Source organism: Streptomyces sp. Isolate_45 (assembly GCF_024721315.2).
Classification (GTDB): domain Bacteria; phylum Actinomycetota; class Actinomycetes; order Streptomycetales; family Streptomycetaceae; genus Streptomyces.
Genome location: NZ_JANFAK020000017.1, coordinates 1 through 13,421, shown reverse-complemented (window position 1 = coordinate 13,421; position 13,421 = coordinate 1). Strand labels below are relative to the sequence as shown.

The 13,421-nt window shown below is 73.5% G+C and carries 14 protein-coding genes and 1 pseudogene; 5 read left to right on the top strand and 10 right to left on the bottom strand.

The features are described from left to right. Positions 1 to 48 precede the first annotated feature (48 nt). Both NOD94_RS08580 and NOD94_RS08575 read right to left on the bottom strand, forming a co-directional pair. On the bottom strand, positions 49 to 1,491 hold the full coding sequence (locus tag NOD94_RS08580) for a GuaB1 family IMP dehydrogenase-related protein (RefSeq protein WP_281205158.1): 1,443 nt from the start codon (positions 1,489 to 1,491) through the stop codon (positions 49 to 51). 146 nt (positions 1,492 to 1,637) lie between these two features. Then, positions 1,638 to 2,906 carry a transposase gene (locus tag NOD94_RS08575; RefSeq protein WP_281205157.1) on the bottom strand — a complete coding sequence of 423 codons (1,269 nt, stop codon included), beginning with the start codon at positions 2,904 to 2,906 and terminating at the stop codon, positions 1,638 to 1,640. Between the two features lie 265 nt (positions 2,907 to 3,171). On the opposite strand from NOD94_RS08575, the gene NOD94_RS08570 reads away from it, so the two are divergent. Further along, positions 3,172 to 3,501, top strand: coding sequence for an antibiotic biosynthesis monooxygenase family protein (locus tag NOD94_RS08570; protein ID WP_281205156.1), 330 nt, complete (start codon positions 3,172 to 3,174; stop codon positions 3,499 to 3,501). A gap of 125 nt (positions 3,502 to 3,626) precedes the next feature. Here NOD94_RS08570 and NOD94_RS08565 read toward each other — a convergent pair whose 3' ends face one another. The 5 genes from NOD94_RS08565 to rpe all read right to left on the bottom strand — a co-directional run bounded on the left by NOD94_RS08565 (position 3,627) and on the right by rpe (position 6,710). Then, positions 3,627 to 4,040 (bottom strand): barstar family protein, encoded by a 414-nt coding sequence (locus NOD94_RS08565; protein WP_281205154.1) that lies wholly within the window; start codon positions 4,038 to 4,040, stop codon positions 3,627 to 3,629. Next, positions 4,037 to 4,495, bottom strand: a complete 459-nt coding sequence (locus NOD94_RS08560) for a ribonuclease domain-containing protein (protein WP_281205153.1) — start codon at positions 4,493 to 4,495, stop codon at positions 4,037 to 4,039. The genes NOD94_RS08565 and NOD94_RS08560 overlap by 4 nt, the downstream gene beginning before the upstream one ends. 49 nt (positions 4,496 to 4,544) lie before the next feature. Next, positions 4,545 to 4,766 carry a CarD family transcriptional regulator gene (locus NOD94_RS08555; protein ID WP_281205152.1) on the bottom strand — a complete coding sequence of 74 codons (222 nt, stop codon included), beginning with the start codon at positions 4,764 to 4,766 and terminating at the stop codon, positions 4,545 to 4,547. Between the two features lie 105 nt (positions 4,767 to 4,871). Further along, complete coding sequence (locus NOD94_RS08550) at positions 4,872 to 5,885, bottom strand: sugar-binding domain-containing protein (RefSeq protein WP_281205210.1); 1,014 nt, start codon at positions 5,883 to 5,885, stop codon at positions 4,872 to 4,874. Between the two features lie 138 nt (positions 5,886 to 6,023). After that, on the bottom strand, positions 6,024 to 6,710 hold the full coding sequence (rpe, locus tag NOD94_RS08545) for a ribulose-phosphate 3-epimerase (protein ID WP_281205151.1): 687 nt from the start codon (positions 6,708 to 6,710) through the stop codon (positions 6,024 to 6,026). Positions 6,711 to 6,895: 185 nt separating this feature from the next. Between rpe and NOD94_RS08540 the strand changes: the two genes are divergently transcribed. The 3 genes from NOD94_RS08540 to NOD94_RS08530 are packed head-to-tail and all read left to right on the top strand — an operon-like array spanning position 6,896 to position 9,769. Beyond that, positions 6,896 to 8,287, top strand: a complete 1,392-nt coding sequence (locus NOD94_RS08540; RefSeq protein WP_281205150.1) for an MFS transporter — start codon at positions 6,896 to 6,898, stop codon at positions 8,285 to 8,287. Next, entirely contained in the window at positions 8,259 to 9,224 is a 966-nt protein-coding gene (locus NOD94_RS08535) for an aldo/keto reductase (RefSeq protein ID WP_281205149.1), read from the top strand. Before NOD94_RS08540 ends, NOD94_RS08535 begins: the two co-directional genes overlap by 29 nt. Positions 9,225 to 9,271: 47 nt before the next feature. Further along, entirely contained in the window at positions 9,272 to 9,769 is a 498-nt protein-coding gene (locus NOD94_RS08530; protein ID WP_281205148.1) for a GNAT family N-acetyltransferase, read from the top strand. A 40-nt stretch (positions 9,770 to 9,809) separates the two neighbouring features. On the opposite strand, the gene NOD94_RS08525 is transcribed toward NOD94_RS08530, so the two are convergent. After that, positions 9,810 to 11,288: a transcription antitermination factor NusB gene (locus NOD94_RS08525; RefSeq protein WP_281205146.1), complete on the bottom strand. Its 1,479-nt coding sequence runs from the start codon at positions 11,286 to 11,288 to the stop codon at positions 9,810 to 9,812. A 110-nt stretch (positions 11,289 to 11,398) separates the two neighbouring features. Continuing rightward, the gene (gene fmt, locus NOD94_RS08520) at positions 11,399 to 12,343 is read right to left on the bottom strand and encodes a methionyl-tRNA formyltransferase (protein WP_281205145.1); all 945 of its coding nucleotides are present in this window, start codon (positions 12,341 to 12,343) and stop codon (positions 11,399 to 11,401) included. 253 nt (positions 12,344 to 12,596) lie between these two features. Here fmt and NOD94_RS08515 point away from each other — a divergent pair, with 253 nt between their 5' ends. Continuing rightward, on the top strand, positions 12,597 to 13,127 hold the full coding sequence (locus NOD94_RS08515; RefSeq protein ID WP_281205144.1) for a hypothetical protein: 531 nt from the start codon (positions 12,597 to 12,599) through the stop codon (positions 13,125 to 13,127). Between the two features lie 157 nt (positions 13,128 to 13,284). Here NOD94_RS08515 and NOD94_RS08510 read toward each other — a convergent pair. Beyond that, positions 13,285 to 13,421 (bottom strand): annotated as a pseudogene (locus NOD94_RS08510) (primosome assembly protein PriA); the annotation flags it as partial.

The window sequence follows — 13,421 nt, the reverse complement described above, 5'->3', positions numbered from 1 at the left end:
GCCCGCCCCGCGAGGGGTGGGCCCGGGGCCACGGCGGTACGGGTGGGACTAGCTCCAGCTGGCGTGGAGCGGCTTGCCCTCGGCGTAGCCGGCCGCGGACTGGATGCCGACGACGGCCTTCTCCTCGAACTCCGCGAGGGAGCCCGCGCCCGCGTAGGTGCAGGAGGAGCGGACACCGGCGATGATCGAGTCGATCAGGTCCTCGACGCCCGGGCGGGTCGGGTCGAGGAACATGCGCGAGGTGGAGATGCCCTCCTCGAACAGCGCCTTGCGGGCGCGGTCGTAGGCGGACTCCTCGGAGGTGCGGTTGCGCACGGCGCGGGCCGAGGCCATGCCGAAGGACTCCTTGTAGAAGCGCCCGTCGGCGGACTGCTGGAGGTCGCCCGGGGACTCGTACGTACCGGCGAACCAGGAGCCGATCATGACGTTGGACGCGCCGGCGGCCAGGGCCATCGCCACGTCGCGCGGGTGACGGACGCCGCCGTCGGCCCAGACGTGCTTGCCGTACTTCTTCGCCTCGGCGGCGCACTCCAGGACCGCGGAGAACTGCGGGCGGCCCACACCGGTCATCATGCGGGTGGTGCACATGGCGCCGGGGCCCACACCGACCTTGATGATGTCGGCGCCGGCGTCGATGAGGTCCTTGACGCCCTCGGCGGCAACGATGTTGCCGGCGACGATCGGGACCTGCGGGTCCAGCGCGCGGACGGCCTTGATCGCGTTGATCATCGATTCCTGGTGGCCGTGCGCGGTGTCGATGACGATGGTGTCCGCGCCGGCGTCGAGCAGCTGCTTGGCCTTGGCGACGAAGTCGCCGTTGATGCCGACGGCCGCGGCGATGCGCAGCTTGCCGTTGGCGTCGGTGGCCGGGGTGTAGAGGGTGGCGCGCAGGGCGCCCTTGCGGGTCAGGATGCCGACCAGCTTGCCGTCCTTGTCGACGGCCGGGGCCAGCTTGCGGTGGCCCGCGTCGAGCTGGTTGAAGGCGTCGCGGGGGTCCATGTCGGCGTCGATGAGCAGCAGCTCCTTCGACATGACCTCGGAGAGCTGGGTGAAGCGGTCGACGCCGGTCAGGTCGTGGTCCGTGACGACACCGAGCGGGCGGCCCTCGTCGTCGACGACGACGCCGGCGCCGTGGGCGCGCTTGGGCAGCAGGGAGATCGCGTCGGCGACGGTCTGGGTGGGTGCCAGCGTGATCGGGGTGTCGAGCACGAGGTGGCGGGTCTTCACCCAGGAGATGACGTCGGTGACGACCTCGATCGGGATGTCCTGCGGGATGACGACGATTCCGCCGCGACGGGCGACGGTCTCGGCCATCCGGCGGCCCGCGATGGCGGTCATGTTGGCCACGACAAGTGGAATGGTGGTGCCGGTGCCGTCGGGCGAGGACAGGTCGACGCCCTGGCGGGAACCGACCGCGGAGCGGCTCGGCACCATGAACACATCGTCGTACGTCAGGTCGTACGGCGGCTTCAGGTCATTGAGGAAACGCACGTGCTGAACATCCCAGTCGTTCGAAGGATCCTTCTATGGCCTCGACAGGGCAGTCGAGGAAACGCACGTACTTCATTCTCCCATGACCGCGGGTTCACGCCGTCCGGGCCGATCGTCCAGGACATTACGGACCGGCTGGTCCTTTCCTACGGGACCTTGGTCCCGTGGGCGAGGGCGGGCCTCCGGGCGTGCGGCGGCGCGGCGGCCGGGCGGGCCCGGGGCGCGGGCCACGGGGTGGTGGGGGGCACGGGGGCGTGGTGTCCGGGGGCGGCGAGCAGCCGGGCCGCGTGGGCCACGCCGGCGAGGGTGACGTGGTGGTGCCAGCCCCGGAAGGAACGGCCCTCGAAGTCGCGGATCCCGACGGGCTCGCAGGTCCCGGCGAAGTCCAGGGAGACCCGGTCGGTGAGCTTGGCCAGCAGGAAGAGCTGGGCGAGGGGCCGGTCCCCGATGTTGGTGATCCAGAACTCGGCGGGCAGCGGGGCGGTCTCGGCCCGGGCGCCGACCAGGAGCAGCGGGGTGGGCGGTGCGGTCACGGGCCGGTCCTCCCCGGGGGTGGCGAGGACGGGGGCCGAGGTCAGCAGGGTCACCGCTCCCGCGGTACGGCCGTGGTGCCATTCGACGCCCCGGCGCCGGTGGCGCAGCGAGTCGATGAGTTCGCGGGCGGGCGCGGTGCGCGTCCCGGGTCCGTGACGGCCGGCTCCGCCGAAGGAGACGGGCAGCGAGCCGTCGACCTTGAGGACGAAGGGGATGTCCTGGAGGGCGAAGGCCTCGACGGTCCACGGGAGGTCGCTGTTGGAGACCTCCATCACCACCGGCCGGCGCTGGAGCTGCCATCCGGCGGCCATCCGCCGCACGGCGAGCACCGCGTCCTGCGCGGGGGTGAGGGAGCGTGCGGTGTCGGGAACGCCGGCCCGCCGACGGCGCAGCGGTTCGCCGGTCCACGGTCCGGGGAGGGTGAGGGTCCATTCGACGGGGAAGCCGGCGTCGCCGGAGACGAGCCAGATGCCGCCGGCCTGCTGGCAGTTGGCGGTGCGGCCGAGCTGTGGGACGAACTGCCGGCCGACGCCCACCGACCGGTCGCCGGCCTTCTCGACGACCATGGGCCGCACGACCCAGGCCAGGGGGCGTCGGGCGCCGCGGTCCAGGTACTGGGCGAGGGAGCGGCGGACCGGCGTCCAGTCCCAGGGGGATTTGCTGATGAACTGCTGGAGGCTCTGTTCCACGGAACCGCCTCCGGTTCCGGCGATGTTGCGGATCGTCTTCTTCCCGCCGGTCCGGAGCAGTCCGTTCAGATAGACGCGGGCCCAGTTCCGCTGATCCCGCCTGGGTAAGGACTCGAAGAACAGCGAGACGAACACGTCGATGACCTCGGAGATCTCCTTTGCGGAATCCTCCGACAGGACTGCGCGAGCCATCCGGGCCTCCCCCGCGACCAGCTGGATCCTTCGCCCCACTTGCCCGTCGGGAACGGCTTGCGCCACGGCGGCCGCTCCCGGGGCCGCCGACGGCTACGAGCCCGTACCGTCCGCCCTCCCCGCACACGCTACCCACAAAGCCCGGTCCGCGCGGGGCCCGGACATCGCGAAGTCCGGATCCGCGCGGCCCGGGTGCCTACCGGGCGCCCGTGATCCACGGGAGGGTGGCCGGGACCACCTGACATCGGGGAGAGGCACGCACACCATGACCACCACCGTCGAGTACATCCGCTACCGGATCGCCCCGGCCGACCAGGAGGCGTTCGAGCAGGCGTACGCCCGCGGGGCCGGGGCCCTGGCCGCGTCACCCGAGTGCGTCGACTACGAGCTGGCCCGCTGCGAGGAGGAACCGGAGCGCTACATCCTGCGGATCCGTTGGACGTCGATCGACGCCCACCTCAACGGCTTCCGCAAGGGCGAGCACTTCCCCGCGTTCTTCAGCGCGATCCGTCCGTACGTCACGGCCATCGAGGAGATGCAGCACTACCTCGTGACCGGCGTGGTGGGTCCCGGAAAGGCCGCCGACCGGTCATGAGCGGCACGCCCACGACCACGACCGGGTGGGCGGCGAAGAGACGGTGATCCGGACAGTGATCCGCCTCACCGACCCCTGGTGACCGTGTGGGGGCGGCCGGCCCGCCCCCGCGCACGTCCCGCCCGTCAGCTGCCGGCGCCGCCGGGGCGCGTCCGGCCCGGGGAGGTCGTCGCGGGTCCCGCGAGCAGCACGGTGAGCGGCGGGCGGCCGTCGTCGTCCTGCCGCCAGAAGTCGACGGCCTCCTCCAGGACCTCCCGCAGGGTCTCCCAGTCCGCCGGGCGGGCTTCGGCGTACTCCCGCCAGGACGTGACGGCGAGCAGCCGGCCGGGGGCGGGCGGCAGCCAGGAGAGGTCTGTCAGCACGTCCGCGAGGGCGTCCCAGTTGGCGCCGAACCATTCGGGGGCCCGCAGCGCGCGCCCGCAGCGGCGCATCAGCGCGGTCTTGCTCCGGACGCCCTCCAGGTCGAGCCGTACGGTCGTCCAGCCCGCCTCCTCGGCGGCCGCGAGGGCGGGGGCGAGAGGCTGCGGGTCCAGGGTCATCGGAGAACCGCCTTGAAGGTCTCGTAGTGGTCGTCCGTGTAGTAGAACTCCCCGCCCTGCCCCGTCACGATCCGTCGGGCCCCGCGGTCGCGTTCCCCCGGTGTCCTCACGGTGAACTCGTGGTAGTAGCCGCGCTTCTGCCGTGGCAGGACCTTCTCGAAGTTCCCGAAGACGGTGCCGTCCTGCCGGTACGCGTACGGTCCGCCCTTGTCGATCAGGGCGAGCACCTCGCGCGCCTGTGGCGGCAGCGCGTCCGCGCGTACGGTGGCCATCCCCTTCGCCCACCCGGGCAGCGCGGGGCGTCCCGTGGGCTCGCCTCCGGAGGAGGCCTCGGCGGTGGCGGGCGGGGCCGGGGCGGAGTCACCGCCGCAGCCCACCACACCGGCCAGCGCGGCACAGAGGAACAGCGCCCCCAGCACGCGCAGCAGTGATCGGGGCACGCTCCGAAAGATCATGCACCGATCGTGCCAAATATCCGATTCGCTCGCGAATCGCCCGGTCGCCTCAGAGAGCGGCCATCTTGGTGTACGGACTCAGGACGCGGCACTGGATCGAACCGAAGTCGACGAGAACGGCGATTCCCTCCTCAACACCGACGACACGGCCGAGGCCGTGCTCGTCGTGAGTCACCCGGTCGCCGACGCTGAACTGCCGGAGCGGCGGTTCCACGGGGGCCTTGAACGGGCTGGACGGCAAATGGCGGCGAGGTACTGCTGACTTAGTCATTGAATCCAGTATGCGCCCCCGGGGGCGCCTCGCGGTCCGCTGTTCGGGTCTCGATTCCGGCACCATCCCGATCACGGAACCGGGAAGCGGCCGCGGCCGACCCGGTCAGTCGTCGGGGTCGGCCCGGTCCAGCGCCGGCCGGAGCCCCGGAGCGGACTCGGTCAGCAGGTAGTCGGCGACCGCCGTGTCCGTGACGAGGCTGGTCACCAGGCCCGAGCGGAGCACCGCGCCGATCGCGGAAGCCTTGCGCAGCCCGCCCGCGATGGCCACGACCTCGGGGATCCGACGCAGCCGGTCCGCCTCCACGGTGATGCACCGCTCGCCCAGGTCCCGCCCCACCCGGCGCCCGTCGGCATCGAACAGATGGGCGGACATTTCGGCCGCGACGCCCAGCGAGGCGTAGTGCGCCCGCTCCTCGTCGGTCAGCATGTCGTGGACGGTCGAGATGCCCGGCTCCCAGGAGCCGATCGACACGGCCGCGACGGTCACCTTGTCGAAGTACTCGAAGGCCCGCGCGATCCCGGTCTGACCGCGCAGAGCGGCCGCGGTCGCGGGATCGGGCAGCAGCATCGGCGCGTAGATGGGGTGCGCGTCGCCGCCGGACACCTGCGCGGCCCTGCGCACGGCCTCCACGGACCCGCGCTCGGCGGTGCCCGCGTCGTACACGCCGGTCAGCTGGACGACGGTGCACGGGGGCAGCCGGTGCAGGGAGGCGGCCATGTGGATGGTGGAGCGCCCCCACGCCAGCCCCAGTACGTCGCCCTCGTTGACGAGCTCGCCCAGCAGGTCGGCCGCGACCGCGCCGAGGTTCTCCGGGTCCGGGGCGTCCTCGGTGGCGTCGGCCGGCGATTCCACCACGACGGCGTGCCGCAGCCCGTACCGGGCGCGGAGCGCGTCGGAGCGCTCCGCGTCCAGTTCCGCCGGCACCCGGATCTCGATGCGTACGAGGTCACGTTCGAGGGCGGTCTCCAGGACCCGGGCCACCTTGAAGCGGCTCACGCCGAACTCCTCGGCGATCTGGATCTTGGACTTGCCCTCCAGGTAGAAGCGGCGCGCCATGGCCGCCGCCTGCACCAGCTCCGCGGGTCCCATCCGCAGGGCTGACCGTCCCGCCGACATTGCAGACACCGCGTTCTCCTCACTGCTGTTCACACTGTCGTGTTCACACTCTCGACTCGCCGTTCATCCTGTCAGATCCGACGGCCGTTGATCAGCCCGGACGGCTTCCGTTCACCGAGCCGTTCACCAACGCTCGACTCAGTGGTCGCAACCCCATGGTGCGGCGGCGATCGCCGCGCCCGCCTGCTCGCGCAGGGTCCGTACGGCGGCGGCGGGATCGACCGCCCCGTAGACCGCGCTACCGGCCACGAAGACGTCCGCGCCGGCCTCCGCGACCCGCTCGATGGTCGAGGCCGAGACCCCGCCGTCGACCTGGAGCCACAGGTCCAGACCGTGCTTGGCGATCAGCTCACGGGTGCGGCGCACCTTGGGCAGCATGATGTCCAGGAACGACTGCCCGCCGAAACCCGGTTCGACCGTCATGATCAGCACCATGTCGAGCTCGGGGAGGATGTCCTCGTACTGCTCGATCGGGGTGCCCGGCTTGAGCGCCATGGCCGCCCGGGCGCCCTTGGCCCGGATCTCGCGCGCGAGGCGGACCGGCGCGGCGGCGGCCTCGGCGTGGAAGGTCACCGAGCCGGCGCCGGCCTCCACGTACTGCGGGGCCCAGCGGTCCGGGTCCTCGATCATGAGGTGCAGGTCCAGCGGGATGTCCGTGGCGCGGCTGAGCGACTCCACGATCGGCATGCCGAGGGTCAGGTTGGGGACGAAATGGTTGTCCATGACGTCGACGTGCAGCCAGTCGGCCCCCTCCACGGCCCTCGCCTCGTCGGCGAGTCGGGCGAAGTCGGCGGACAGGATGCTGGGATTGATCTGAACGGCCATGACCCAAGCCTGCCATGCCCTCGGCCACTTCCGGCCATGGCCCCGGAACTCGCCGTCGTGGTAGCGGCGCTTAAGTGATCATGAAGGATTTTTCACTTGCCCTTCGGTGTGACACCAGTCCAACGTTATGTCCATGACAGTCGCCACCCGGCGGCGCAGGCCACCCAGGAGGAGTCGCACCCGGCATGGCATCCGCTCCCTCACCGGCCGCCGGCGGCACCCCCGCCGCACCCGGCGGCACGGCCCCCGGCACCACCGGCACGGCCGCCCCCGCCCCACCGACCGGCGGTCCCTGGCACAGCAAGGACTTCCGCACCCTCTTCGGCGCCACGACCCTCAACCAGTTCGCCGCCAACGCCGGCCACGTCGCCGTCCCGCTCCTGGCCCTGACCGCGCTGGACGCGAGCGCCGGCCAGGTCGGCGCCCTCGCGGCGCTCTCCACCGCCGCCTTCCTCCTCATCGGCCTGCCGGCCGGCGCCTGGGTGGACCGCCTGCGCACCCGCGAGGTCCTCGTGGCCGCCGACCTCGCCCGCGCCGTGCTCCTGGCCTCCCTCCCGCTGTCCTGGTGGCTGGGCGCACTGGCCCTCCCCCAGCTGTACGCGGTCGTCCTGCTCACCGGCTGCGCCACCGTCTTCTCCGACGTCGGGGCCCAGAGCGTGCTCCCCCGGCTCGTCGGCCGGGACGGCCTGGTCCGGGCGAACGCGGCCGTCGTGACCCTCATGGCCGTCGCGAACATCGCCGGGCGGGGCGTCGGCGGGGCCCTGATCGCCGTCCTGACCGCACCCGTCGCCCTGGCCTGCTCGGCCGCCTGCTACCTCGTCTCCGCGCTCGGCCTGCTGCGGATCCGGCCCGCCCCGGCGCCGCCCGCCGCCGGGCGGACCCCGCTGCACACCCGGATCGCCGAGGGGCTGCGACACGTACTGGGCCACCCGGAGCTGCGTGCCCTGGCCCTGGCCGCGGGCCTGAACAACCTGGGCGGGGCCGTGCTCAACGCCATGCTCCCCGTGCTGTTCGTACGGGAGCTCGGGCTCTCCCCCGCCGCCCTCGGGTTGTTCTGGGCCGCCGGCGGTGCCGGGCTGCTCCTCGGCGCCCGCCTCGCCCGCCCGCTCTCCGCCAGGGTCGGCTACGGCCGCGCCCTCGTACTGACCCTGACCCCGGCGGCCCTGCTGGTGCCCCTGCTGGACCGGGGCGCCTGGCTCTGGCTCCCCGGAGCCGGGTGGCTGCTGTGCATGGCGAAGATCGGCTGCGACAACGTCCTGGGCGTGAGCCTGCGCCAGCACCTCACCCCGGACCCGCTCCTGGGCCGCATGAACGCCACCTTCCGCTTCATCCTGACCGGCGCCCTCGCCCTCGGCTCCGCCGCCTCGGGCCTCCTCGCGGAACTCACCACCCTCCACACGGCCCTGTGGGCCGGCGCAGCCGTCCTGTCCCTCTCCTGCGTCCCGATGCTCCTGTCACCGCTACGCGACCGCCGGACGGGCCCGCAGGGGACGGTCCGGGGTCGGGACGCCCACCACTTCCGCACCACGAACACGGAGGACGACCGCCATGCACAACCGCCCGCTGGGACGCAGTGACCTGTCCGTCTCCGAGATCGGCTACGGCGCCTGGGGCATCGGCGCCGCCGGCTGGTCGGGGGCCACCGAGGACGAGTCGGTGCGCGCCCTGCACCGGGCCGTCGACCTCGGCGTGAACTTCGTCGACACCGCACGCGGTTACGGGGAGAGCGAACGGATCGTCGGCCGCGTGGTCCGCGAACGCTCCGGCGACCAGGTGTACGTGGCGACCAAAGTGCCCCCGAAGAACGGCGTCTGGCCCGCTCCCGGGGGCATCGACCCCGCCGAGACCTTCCCCGGCGCGCACATCCGCGCGAGCCTGGAGACCAGCCTGTCGGCCTCCGGCCTGGACCACTTCGACGTCCTGCAGTTCCACATCTGGAGCGACGAGTGGGTCGGCCGCGGCGACTGGTTGGAGACGGTCGCCGACCTGAAGCAGCGGGGGTTGATCCGGCTGTTCGGCGTTTCCGTCAACGACCACCGACCCGAGAGCGCCCTCGCCCTCGTCCGCAGCGGCGTGGTGGACACCGTCCAGGTCATCCACAACATCTTCGACCAGTCACCGGCCGACGCCCTGTTCCCCGCCTGCGAGGAGCACGGCGTCGGCGTCATCGTCCGGGTGGCGCTCGACGAGGGCGGCCTCACCGGCCGCGTCACCGCCGGAACCACCTTCCCCGAAGGGGACTTCCGCGCCCGCTACTTCCGCGACGACCGGCCCGCGCGGGTCCAGCGGCACGTCGAGGCCATCACCGCCGACCTGGGCATCACCACCGACGACCTCGCGGAGACCGCCCTGCGCTTCGTCCTCAGCGCCCCCGCCGTCTCCACGGTCATCCCCGGCATGCGCACCGTGCGCAACGTGGAACGCAACGCCGCGGTCGGCGACGGCCGGCCCCTCTCCCCCGAGCAGCTCGCGGTCCTGGCGAAGCACCGCTGGGAGCGCAACTTCTACTCCTGACCCGCGCCCATCCGCCCGCGGGAGCCGCGTCGGTACCATGCCTCGGCATGATCACCAGTAGCAAGGACGACTACGAGGTCTCGACCGACCCGGACCGCCTCGACATCGACTCGGTCCACCGCTGGCTCTCGACCGACGCGTTCTGGGCGTTGGGGCGCAGTCGCGAAACGGTGGAGCGGTCGGTGCGCGGCTCGCTCAACTTCGGCGCCTACGACGCCGCCGGTGCCCAGGTCGCCTACGCGCGCGTCGTCACCGACCTGGCCACCTTCGCCTGGCTCTGCGACGTCTACGTGGCACCCGCGCACCGCGGCAGGGGCCTCGGCACCCGGCTGGCCGGCGCCGCGCTCGACCACCTGGCCCCCCACAGGCTCAAGCGCGTCCTGCTCTCCACCCTCGACGCCCACGACGTCTACGCCAAGGTCGGCTTCGTCCCCTTCCCGGACCCCGAGAAGTTGATGATCTGGACTCCGGAGGCGGCGGGCGAGGTCCCGACCGACGCGGCGGGGCCCACCGGGCCGGGATCGGCTCCGCCCGGGAACCACTGACCGGCCGGCCGCGGGCTCGGGCCCGCGGCCACGCCGGCCGTTACGCCGTGCGCCGCAGCAGCGCCAGGTACATGGCGTCCGTGCCGTGCAGGTGCGGCCACAGCTGGACGTCCGGGCCGTCGCCCAGCGCCGGTACGCCCGCCATGTACGGGCGGGCGTCGATCAGTTCGGCCGCCACCGGCGCCGCCGCGGCGCCCCGGCCCTTCAGGACGTCCTCCACGACCACCCGGGTCTCCGCCAGGTGCGGGGAGCAGGTCGCGTAGCCGACGACGCCACCGACCCGCACCGCGGCCAGCGCCTGCCGGAGCAACCCGCGCTGGAGCGGCGCGAAGCCCTCAAGGTCCTCGGGGCGGCGCCGCCAGCGGGCCTCCGGGCGGCGCCGGAGCGCGCCCAGGCCGGAGCAGGGGACGTCCACCAGGACCCGGTCGAAGGAGCCCGGCAGCCACGGGGGCCGCGTGCCGTCGGCCGCGATGACCTGGTACGGGCCGGGGTTGCCGGCCAGCGCCTGCCCCACGAGCCTCGCCCGGTGCGGTTGCTTCTCGGAGGCCAGCAGGAACGCCCCGCGCCGCGCGGCCAGCGCGCCCAGCAGGGCCGCCTTGCCGCCGGGGCCGGCGCAGCCGTCGAGCCAGCGCGCGTCGCGGCCCTCGATCGGCACCGCCGCCAGGGCCATGGCCACCAGCTGGCTGCCCTCGTCCTGCACACCGGCGCGGCCGTCGCGGACCGCCTCCAGCGCGCCCGGCTCGCCGCCCTCGGCCATCCGCACGGCGTACGGGGACCAGCGACCCGGCAGCGCCGAGTCCTCGCCGACCGCCTCCAGCAGTTCCTCGGGGGTGGACCGGCCCGGCCGGGCCACCAGCGTCACCTCGGGACGCTCGTTGTCTGCCTCGAGGAGGTCCTCGATCCCGGCGCGCCCGCCGCCCAGCGCGTCCCACAGCGCGCTGACCACCCAGCGGGGGTGGGAGTGGTACACGGCGAGGTGTTCCTCGGCGTCGTCCTCGTACGGCGGGGCCACCCGCTCCAGCCAGCCGTCCAGGTCGTGTGCGGCGATCTTGCGGAGCACCGCGTTCACGAACTTGGCCCGGCCGTCACCGAGGACGACCCGGGCCAACTCGACGCTCGCCGACACGGCGGCGTGCGTGGGGATGCGGGTGCCCAGGAGCTGGTGCGCGCCGAGCGAGAGCACGTCCAGCACCGGCGGGTCCACCTCCCGCAGGGGCCGGTCGATACAGGCCTTGATCACCGCGTCGTAGGTGCCCTGGCGGCGCAGCGTCCCGTAGACGAGCTCGGTGGCCAGTGCCGCGTCCCGTGCCTGGAAGCTCTCGTCCTGGCGGGCCTTGCGCAGCAGCGGGGGCAGGACGAGGTTCGCGTACGCGTCGCGCTCGTCCACCGCCCGGAGCACTTCGAAGGCCAGCATGCGGACGGGGTCCTTCTGCGGCCGGCGGTAGGGCTTGGCCTGCTTGCCGGACGGCTTGCCGCCGCCGGCGGGACGCCGGGCGGGCTGACGAGGCTGTTCGCTCACGTGAAAGGTGCTCCGGAGGTACGAGTGCTGCGAATGTGCGGAGGGGGGTGCGGAGGGGCCGGACCGGCGGGGTGCGCGGGCACGCGCCGGCGGGGGCGTCACCGCCGGGTTCAGCCTACGTCGGCCCCGCCGAGGCGCTCGCCGGGCGCGATCCGCACCCCGCGCGCCCAGTCGGCGGCCTTCATCGGCTTCTTGCCCTGCGGCTGGACCCACAGCAGCTCGACGGCGTGCGAGCCGGTGCCGACGTGGACGTTGTTCTTGGCCGGGGCGAGGACGCCGGGCGCCAGGTCCGTGCGGTCCGGGACCAGGCCGACGGAGATCAGCTTGAGCCGCTCGCCGCGGAAGACGGTCCACGCGCCCGGGGCCGGGGTGCAGCCGCGGACGACCCGGTCGACGCGCAGCGCGGGCGCGGCCCAGTCGATCCGGGCGTCCTCGACGGTGATCTTCGACGCGTGGGACACCCCGTCGGCGGGCTGCTGCACGGCGCGCAGGGTGCCGTCCTCGATGCCGTCCATGGTCGCGGCGAGCAGTCCGGCGCCGGCGAAGGCGAGCCGGGTCAGCAGGTCGCCGCTGGTGTCGGTCGGACGGACGTCCTCGGTGAGGATCCCGAAGACCGGGCCGGTGTCCAGCCCTTCCTCGATGCGGAAGGTGGAGGCGCCTGTGACCTGGTCGCCGGCCATGACGGAGTGCTGCACGGGCGCCGCGCCGCGCCAGGCGGGCAGCAGGGAGAAGTGCAGGTTGACCCATCCGTGGCGGGGGATCTCCAGGGCGCTCTTGGGGAGCAGCGCGCCGTAGGCCACGACGGGGCAGCAGTCGGGGGCGATCTCGCGCAGCCGGGCCTGGAACTCCTCGTCGCGCGGGCGGGCGGGCCGGAGGATCTCGATCCCGGCCTCCTCCGCGCGCTGCGCGACGGGGCTGGCGACCAGTCGGCGACCGCGTCCGGCCGGGGCGTCGGGCCGTGTGACGACGGCGGCGACCTCGTGCCGCCCGGAGGCGAGGAGGGCGTCCAGGGCGGGCACGGCGACCTCGGGGGTGCCTGCGAAGACCAGCTTCACTTGGGTCCTACCTCGCTATCCGGGCTGTCAGCAGCACACCAGTCTATGGGGCCCCCGCGAGGCCGCCCACCTGCGGTCCCGAGGGGGCGTACGCACACCCGCGCGCCTCTCGCATATGCCGACACGCCCCCAGTGCGTGACCTGGGCGCCGGGTGACGCGTTGGTCAAGAGAGATTGACCGAAACGGGCCGCGAATTGAGAACGGTGTCTGCGGCCCCATCCGCTCTTCAGCACCGGTTCGAGAGGCTTCTCCATGGCCGACCACGCCACCCATGACGCCCAAGCACGGGCCAGCCTGCACCTCCTGGTACGGGACATCGAGCGGGTTCGCCGGCAAGTGGACGCTCTGCGTACGCTCACCGCCCAGCTCGGCAACGTGTACCGCCCGCGCCGCTCCGGGCCCTCCACGGGCTTCGTCGTCTACGGCAGGGCACCGGCACCCACCGTCCGCCTCGCGCAGGAACTCCGGGACAGCGTCGAGACTCTGGTCACCGCGGCCGTGGACTTCGATCGCTCCCTCGGATTCTCGTGGGACGCCGTCGGCTCGGCGCTCGGCGTGACCAAGCAGGCGGTGCACCGCCGCTACGGGGCCCGCCGCGCGCAGACCGCCGAGTCCGCGGAGCAGCCCGCCGAGGGCACCACCACCCGGACCCTGGGCCCCCTGCCCACGATCCCGGCGGCCCGCTCGGTCCCGCCCCAGCCCGTCCGCGAGGACTCCGTGGCCGGGGCCTCCACCGCGTCGGCCGCGCGGACCCCGGCCTTCCCCGGCCCGCGCAACGGCTGACCCGGAGCCCGCCGCCGGGTCGCCGACTCCCGACGGACGGGGCCCGACTCCGCACCACCCGCCCTGGCGGAGTGACCACACCGGTCGCCCCGCCGGGGCGTCGGCGTATCCGGGCCGCTGCGGGATCCCGTGGCCCCGGCGGCGCCCGACGCCCCCGTCAGCCGATGTCCGACGGGTCGATGCGGACCCGGACCGCCTCCGCCACCGGCACCCCGCGCGCCATCCGGGCGGCCTGCGCCGCCTTGAGGGCGGCGGCCAGCGCGGCCCCGCTCCCGGGCGGGACCCGTACCAGGG

Coding starts and splice junctions, on each gene's coding strand:
- NOD94_RS08550 (WP_281205210.1), bottom strand. CDS start 5,885: ATGTCGGCGGGACGGTCAGCCCTGCGGATGGGACCCGCGGAGCTGGTG.
- NOD94_RS08530 (WP_281205148.1), top strand. CDS start 9,272: ATGATCACCAGTAGCAAGGACGACTACGAGGTCTCGACCGACCCGGAC.
- NOD94_RS08555 (WP_281205152.1), bottom strand. CDS start 4,766: ATGACTAAGTCAGCAGTACCTCGCCGCCATTTGCCGTCCAGCCCGTTC.
- NOD94_RS08570 (WP_281205156.1), top strand. CDS start 3,172: ATGACCACCACCGTCGAGTACATCCGCTACCGGATCGCCCCGGCCGAC.
- NOD94_RS08565 (WP_281205154.1), bottom strand. CDS start 4,040: ATGACCCTGGACCCGCAGCCTCTCGCCCCCGCCCTCGCGGCCGCCGAG.
- NOD94_RS08575 (WP_281205157.1), bottom strand. CDS start 2,906: ATGGCTCGCGCAGTCCTGTCGGAGGATTCCGCAAAGGAGATCTCCGAG.
- NOD94_RS08540 (WP_281205150.1), top strand. CDS start 6,896: ATGGCATCCGCTCCCTCACCGGCCGCCGGCGGCACCCCCGCCGCACCC.
- NOD94_RS08560 (WP_281205153.1), bottom strand. CDS start 4,495: ATGATCTTTCGGAGCGTGCCCCGATCACTGCTGCGCGTGCTGGGGGCG.
- rpe (WP_281205151.1), bottom strand. CDS start 6,710: ATGGCCGTTCAGATCAATCCCAGCATCCTGTCCGCCGACTTCGCCCGA.
- NOD94_RS08535 (WP_281205149.1), top strand. CDS start 8,259: ATGCACAACCGCCCGCTGGGACGCAGTGACCTGTCCGTCTCCGAGATC.
- NOD94_RS08515 (WP_281205144.1), top strand. CDS start 12,597: ATGGCCGACCACGCCACCCATGACGCCCAAGCACGGGCCAGCCTGCAC.